The 6132-nt window shown below is 71.1% G+C and carries 5 protein-coding genes; 3 read left to right on the top strand and 2 right to left on the bottom strand.

Annotated features, from left to right (window positions below; all coding sequences use genetic code 11):
* Window positions 1-204 precede the first annotated feature (204 nt).
* Window positions 205-675 (top strand): GNAT family N-acetyltransferase, encoded by a 471-nt coding sequence (locus BIU96_RS06085; protein WP_071291722.1) that lies wholly within the window; start codon window positions 205-207, stop codon window positions 673-675.
* Window positions 676-684: 9 nt separating this feature from the next.
* Here BIU96_RS06085 and BIU96_RS06080 read toward each other — a convergent pair whose 3' ends face one another.
* Entirely contained in the window at window positions 685-1068 is a 384-nt protein-coding gene (locus BIU96_RS06080; protein ID WP_071291845.1) for a VOC family protein, read from the bottom strand.
* 67 nt (window positions 1069-1135) lie between these two features.
* Window positions 1136-1504, bottom strand: a complete 369-nt coding sequence (locus BIU96_RS06075) for a hotdog fold thioesterase (RefSeq protein WP_071291844.1) — start codon at window positions 1502-1504, stop codon at window positions 1136-1138.
* Between the two features lie 121 nt (window positions 1505-1625).
* Between BIU96_RS06075 and polA the strand changes: the two genes are divergently transcribed.
* Window positions 1626-4298 carry a DNA polymerase I gene (polA, locus tag BIU96_RS06070; protein WP_071291721.1) on the top strand — a complete coding sequence of 891 codons (2673 nt, stop codon included), beginning with the start codon at window positions 1626-1628 and terminating at the stop codon, window positions 4296-4298.
* A 126-nt stretch (window positions 4299-4424) separates the two neighbouring features.
* Complete coding sequence (locus tag BIU96_RS06065) at window positions 4425-6104, top strand: DUF885 domain-containing protein (RefSeq protein ID WP_071291720.1); 1680 nt, start codon at window positions 4425-4427, stop codon at window positions 6102-6104.
* Window positions 6105-6132: the final 28 nt, after the last annotated feature.

Raw genomic sequence — 6132 nt, 5'->3', positions numbered from 1 at the left:
CGTTCCGCGTTCCGGCAGACGGCCGTCCGATGCGTGTGCACCGTGCGACACCGCACGCGTCGATCGACAGGTGGGACGTCGCAGCATGCACACGAATCCGATGCATGCGCACCGTGCGGCACGGCACGCGTCGATCGACTCGTGGGACGTCGCACGCTGCGCTCGAACAGACGGCCGGTGCCGGCCACCTGGCAAGCTGGGGCGATGGACGACGTGGTGATCCGTGCCTCCAGGCCAGACGACATGCCCGCGGTGGCCGACCTGCGGTGGCGGTGGAGCGTGGACGAGGGCGGGGTGACCGCCGGACTGACGGCGGACGCGTACCGCGACGCGATGACCGCCTTCGCCGCCGAGCACCCCGACACCCACCGGTGCGTCGTCGCCGAACGCGATGGGCGGGTGCTCGGGATGGCGTGGCTCGGGCTGGTCGCACGGCCGCCCACGCCGGACCGGCCCGCGCGACGGCTGACGGCCGACGTGCAGACCGTCTACGTCCACCCCGAGCTGCGGGGCCGGGGCGTCGCGAAGCGGCTCGTCACCGCGCTGCTCGACGAGGCGGACGCGCTCGGGGTCGAGCGGACCTCGGTGCACTCGAGCGTCGACGGCGAGACCCTGTACCGGCGGCTCGGCTTCGGGGACGCACGGCTGCTGCTCCAGCGACCGCCCGAGGACTGAGCCGGCGCCTCAGCCGCGCTTCGGGAGCTCCTGCAGGGTCCACGCGTTCCGGTCGGGGTCGGTGAAGAAGACGAAGCGTCCCCAGGCGAGTTCGTCCACCCCGATGGCGTCCACGCCGAGTCCCTGCAGGTGTGCGAGGGCCTCGTCGGCGTCGGGTACGACGACCTGGATCGACTTCAGTGACCCGGGCACGACGTCGGGGGACATGATGCCCTCGCCGAACGCGATCGAGCAGGCGGACCCGGGCGGGGTCGCCTGGACGAAGCGGAGCTCGTCGGAGACGCGCTGGTCGTGGTCGATCGAGAAGCCGATCGAGGCGTAGAAGTCGCGGGCGCGGTCGACGTCGCTGACCGGGACCATGATCAGTTCGATCTTCCAGTCGGTGATGGGCATGGTCACTCCTTCGTGACGGCCCGGTGCGCGGTCGGCGCGGTGGTGCAGTGTCGGTCGTGCGGTCGCGTCAGCGGGCTTCGCGGATCATGTTGGTGATGCGCACGGTGGAGCAGCGCCGCCCCTGGTCGTCGGTGAGGACGATCTCGTGCGTGGTGAGCGTGTTGCCGAGGTGCAGTGCCGTGCAGGTGCCGGTCACCAGGCCGCTCGTGGCGCTCCGGGAATGGGAGGCGTTCAGCTCGATGCCGACGGCGTAGCGGCCGGGACCGGCGTGGACGGTGGCCGCCATCGAGCCGAGGCTCTCGGCGAGGACGACGAACGCGCCGCCGTGCAGGAGGCCGACCGGCTGACGGTTGCCCTCGACGGGGATGGTGCCCACCGCGCGCTCGGCGGAGAGCTCCGTGACGACCATGCCCATCTTCTCGGCGAGCTCGCCCATGCCCCGTTCGGCGAGCTTCGCGACGCCCTCGGGCGAACCCGTCGCGCCGGTGCCGGTGATGGTCGCTTCGTCGGTCACGCTGGCGGACTCCCGTGTCGGATGGCGTCGGTAGGCTGTCCGGGTGTCGGACTCCGCAAAGCCTACCCTCATGGTCATCGACGGCCACTCGCTCGCCTTCCGGGCCTTCTACGCGCTGCCGGTCGACAGCTTCGTGAACCGCGAGGGGCAGCACACGAACGCCATCCACGGCTTCATCTCGATGCTGCTCATGCTCCTGCAGCGCGAGAAGCCGACGCACCTGGCGGTCGCGTTCGACATCTCCCGCTTCTCGTTCCGCACGCGTGAGTACGAGGACTACAAGGGCACCCGCTCCGAGACCCCGGCCGAGTTCAAGGGCCAGATCCCGCTGCTCCAGCAGGCGCTCGAGGCGATGGGGATCACGACGGTCACGAAAGAGGACTACGAGGCCGACGACATCCTCGCCACCTTCGCCCGACAGGGTGCCGAGCAGGGGTTCCAGGTGTACGTGGTCTCGGGCGACCGCGACTCGATCCAGCTCGTCAACGACGACGTCACGCTGCTGTACCCGTCGGTCCGCGGCGTCTCCGAGCTCACCCGCTACGACCGCGACAAGGTCTACGAGCGCTACGGCATCGAGCCGCACCAGTACCCCGACATCGCGGCCCTCGTCGGCGAGACGAGCGACAACCTGATCGGCATCGACAAGGTCGGCGAGAAGACGGCGGTGAAGTGGATCACCCAGTTCGGCTCGCTCGACGCCGTGCTCGAGCACGCCGACGAGATCAAGGGCGTCGTCGGCAACAACCTGCGCGAGCAGAAGGACCGGGCGATCCGGAACCGCAGGCTGAACCGCCTCGTGAACGACGTCGAGCTGCCCGTCGGTCCGGCCGACGTCGCGCTCCGTCCCCTCGACGAGGACGCGGTGCGCGAGCTCTTCGCCAAGCTGCAGTTCCGCACGCTGCTCGACCGGGTGTTCAAGGTCGCCGGCTCCGGCGAGCCGTCCGAGGCGAGCACGTCCGAAGGTGCGATCGACAGCGGTGCGCCGACCCCGCCGCCGGTCAAGACCCTCATCGACGAGGAGCTCGGCTACTGGCTCGAGCGCCGCAACGCGTCCGAGGCCGCCAACGGCTACGGCGTCGCGGTCGAGGTCATCGACGGCCGCCTCAGCGCGATCGGCATCGCCACCCACGACGACGCCGTGATGGTGCCGGGTGGCAGCGGGGCGAAGGACTACGAACAGCTGGCGGCGTGGTTCGCCTCCGACGCCCCGAAGCACTTCCACGACGCCAAGGCCGCGATCAAGGCCCTCGCCACCGTCGGCTTCCAGGTCAACGGCATCGCCGGGGACGCCCGGATCATGGGATGGCTCGCCCAGCCCGGCAAGCAGGGACAGCCGCTCGGCGACCTCGTCTACCAGGAGCTCGGCGAAGAGCTGCCCACCGGCGACCCGAACCAGCTCGTCCCCGAGACCGACCCGGTGAACGTCGGGGTGAACGCGTGGTTCGTGCTCCGGGTGACGACGGCGCTGCGTGCACGCATCGACGAGTCCTCGCTCCGGGTCCTCGACGACATCGAGCTGCCGCTCGTGCCGGTCCTCGCCGGCATGGAGACGATCGGCGTCGGTATCGACAAGCCGGTGCTCACCGGGTTGTCGCACGATCTGGGGGAGCGTGCGGCGGAACTCGCCCAGCAGGCCTTCGCCGAGATCGGGCACGAGGTGAACCTCGGCTCGCCGAAGCAGCTGCAGGAAGTGCTCTTCACCGAGCTCGCGATGCCGAAGACCCGCAAGACGAAGACCGGCTTCTCCACCGACGCCGCGAGCCTCGCCGACCTGCAGGACCAGCACCCGCACCCGTTCCTCGGCCTGCTGCTGCAGCACCGCGACGCCACGAAGCTCCGCCAGATCGTCGACACCCTCGACGCCTCGGTCGTCGACGGACGCATCCACACCCGCTACGAGCAGACCGGCACGAGCACCGGCCGGATCTCGTCGACGGACCCGAACCTGCAGAACATCCCGGTGAAGACCGCCGAGGGGCGCCGGATCCGGTCGGCCTTCGCCGTGGCCGAGCCGTACACGACCCTGGTCACCGCCGACTACTCGCAGATCGAGATGCGGATCATGGCGCACCTGTCCGGCGACCCCGGGCTCATCCAGGCCTTCAACGAGGGCGAGGACCTGCACCGCTTCGTGGGCGCGCGGGTGTTCTCGGTCGAGCCGGCCGACGTCACGCCCGAGATGCGCACCAAGGTCAAGGCGATGTCGTACGGCCTGGCGTACGGCCTCAGCCCGTTCGGGCTCTCGAAGCAGCTCCGCATCGAGCAGTCCGAGGCCCGGACCCTCATGAACGAGTACTTCGCCCGCTTCGGCGCGGTCCGCGACTACCTCCGCGGGGTGGTCGAGCAGGCGCGCGAGGACGGCTACACCGAGACGATCTTCGGTCGGCGTCGTCCCTTCCCGGACCTCAAGAGCCCGAACCGCGTGCTGCGCGAGAACGCCGAGCGCGCCGCGCTGAACGCGCCGATCCAGGGCTCGGCGGCCGACATCATGAAGATCGCGATGCTCGGGGTCGCCGAGGACCTCCGCCAGGGCGACCTGGCGTCGCACCTGCTCCTGCAGGTCCACGACGAGCTCATCCTCGAGGTCGCACCCGGCGAGCAGGACCGGGTCGAGGACATCCTCCGCACCCGGATGGGTGCCGCCGCCGAGCTGACCGTGCCGCTGGACGTGTCCGTCGGCGTCGGGGCGAACTGGGAGGTCGCCGCGCACTGATGTGGACCAGGGGACGGACAGGAGGCGCGCCTCCCGTCCGCCCCGTCCGCCCCGTCCGCCGGTGGCGCGGTCTCCGGACCGTGGTCCCGACCACCGGTCGGGTCACGGCTCGGTAGGGTCGAGAGCATGACCGAAGACCGTCCCGTCCGCCAGCCGTCCGCCGTCGACCGCGTCGCCGAGGACTGGGTGTCCACCCTCGTCGACCTCGACCCGACCGTCGCCACGTACATCGGCGTCCTCGGGCGCACGGGCGAGTACGGCGACACCTCGCCCGCCGGGGCAGCCGCGATGGCCGACGCCGCGCGGGCCACGAAGCGCGCGCTCGACGCCGCCGAGCCGGTGGACGCCGTCGACCGCGTGACGAAGACCGACCTCGGCGCCGAGCTCGACCTCGTCCAGGAGTCCTTCGACCGCAAGCTCCACCTGCGCGACCTCAACGTCATCGCGAGCCCGGCGCAGGCCGTCCGCGAGGTCCTCGACCTCATGCCGACCGCGGGGGAGTCCGACTGGCAGGACATCGCGAGCCGGCTCCACGCCCTGCCCGACGCGCTCGAGGGCATCCGCGAGACGCTGCTCGAGGGCACCCGCGAGGACGTCACGCCGGCGAAGCGCCAGGTCGAGCTCATCGCCGAGCAGGCCGCCCGCAACGGCGCCGAGGACGGCGTCTTCCGCCAGCTCGCCGAGGGTGCCGCGTTCGACGACGGCGGCCAGGTGCCCGACGCGCTCCGTGCCGAACTCGCCCGCGGGGCCGAGGTCGCCGCGGCGGCGTACCGGTCGTTCGGCCAGTTCCTCCAGCACGAGCTGCTGCCCCTCGCGACACCGGTCGACGCGGTCGGCCGTGACGCCTACGAGCTGCACTCGCGCCGGTTCCTCGGCGCCGTCGTCGACCTCGACGAGACGTACGAGTGGGGCATCGAGGAGCTCGCGCGGATGCGTGACGAGCAGGAGCGCATCGCGGACCGCATCGAGTCCGGCGCGAGCGTCGCCCGTGCGATCGAGGTGCTCGACGCCGACCCGGCCCGGGTCCTGCACGGCACGGACGCGCTGCAGCGGTGGATGCAGGAGACCAGCGACGAGTCGATCCGCGAGATGGACGGCAGGTACTTCGACATCCCGGACCCGATCAAGCGCCTGGAGTGCCGGATCGCCCCCACGCAGGAGGGCGGCATCTACTACACCGGCCCGTCCGACGACTTCTCGCGCGCAGGTCGCATGTGGTGGTCCGTGCCGCAGGGCGTCACCGAGTTCGGCACCTGGCGCGAGAAGACGACGGTCTACCACGAGGGTGTCCCCGGGCACCACCTGCAGATCAGCCAGGGCGTCTACAACCGCGGTGAGCTGAACACCTGGCGCCGGCAGCTGTCCGGGTCCTCCGGCCACGTCGAGGGCTGGGCGCTGTACGCCGAGCGGCTGATGGAGCAGCTCGGGTTCCTCGACGACGACGGCGACCGGCTCGGGATGCTCGACGGACAGCGGATGCGTGCCGCCCGGGTCGTCCTCGACATCGGCGTGCACCTGCAGAAGACGAACCCGGACGGCGGCGGGTGGACGTGGGAGTACGCGCTCGACTTCATGCGCCAGAACGTGAACATGTCCGACGCCTTCGTCCGGTTCGAGGTCGCGCGGTACTTCGGGTGGCCCGGGCAGGCACCGTCGTACAAGGTCGGGCAGCGCGTCTGGGAGTCCATCCGCGACGAGGTCGCCGCGCGCGAGGGCTCGGCGTTCGACCTCAAGGCGTTCCACCACCGCGCCCTGGCCCTCGGCAGCATCGGCCTCGACACCCTGCGGACGGCGCTGCTCGACTAGCCGGACGTGGCGGGGCCACCGGGTCCCG

The sequence above is a fragment of the Curtobacterium sp. MCBA15_008 genome, assembly GCF_001865065.1.
Lineage (GTDB): Bacteria > Actinomycetota > Actinomycetes > Actinomycetales > Microbacteriaceae > Curtobacterium.
Note: the sequence above shows the minus strand (reverse complement) of the source record. Positions and strands in the feature narration are given on the sequence as shown.

What these genes read in the sequence shown, in the direction of transcription:
- BIU96_RS06075 (WP_071291844.1), bottom strand. Translation starts at nt 1,504, where the DNA reads ATGGGCGAGCTCGCCGAGAAGATGGGCATGGTCGTCACGGAGCTCTCC.
- BIU96_RS06065 (WP_071291720.1), top strand. Translation starts at nt 4,425, where the DNA reads ATGACCGAAGACCGTCCCGTCCGCCAGCCGTCCGCCGTCGACCGCGTC.
- BIU96_RS06085 (WP_071291722.1), top strand. Translation starts at nt 205, where the DNA reads ATGGACGACGTGGTGATCCGTGCCTCCAGGCCAGACGACATGCCCGCG.
- BIU96_RS06080 (WP_071291845.1), bottom strand. Translation starts at nt 1,068, where the DNA reads ATGCCCATCACCGACTGGAAGATCGAACTGATCATGGTCCCGGTCAGC.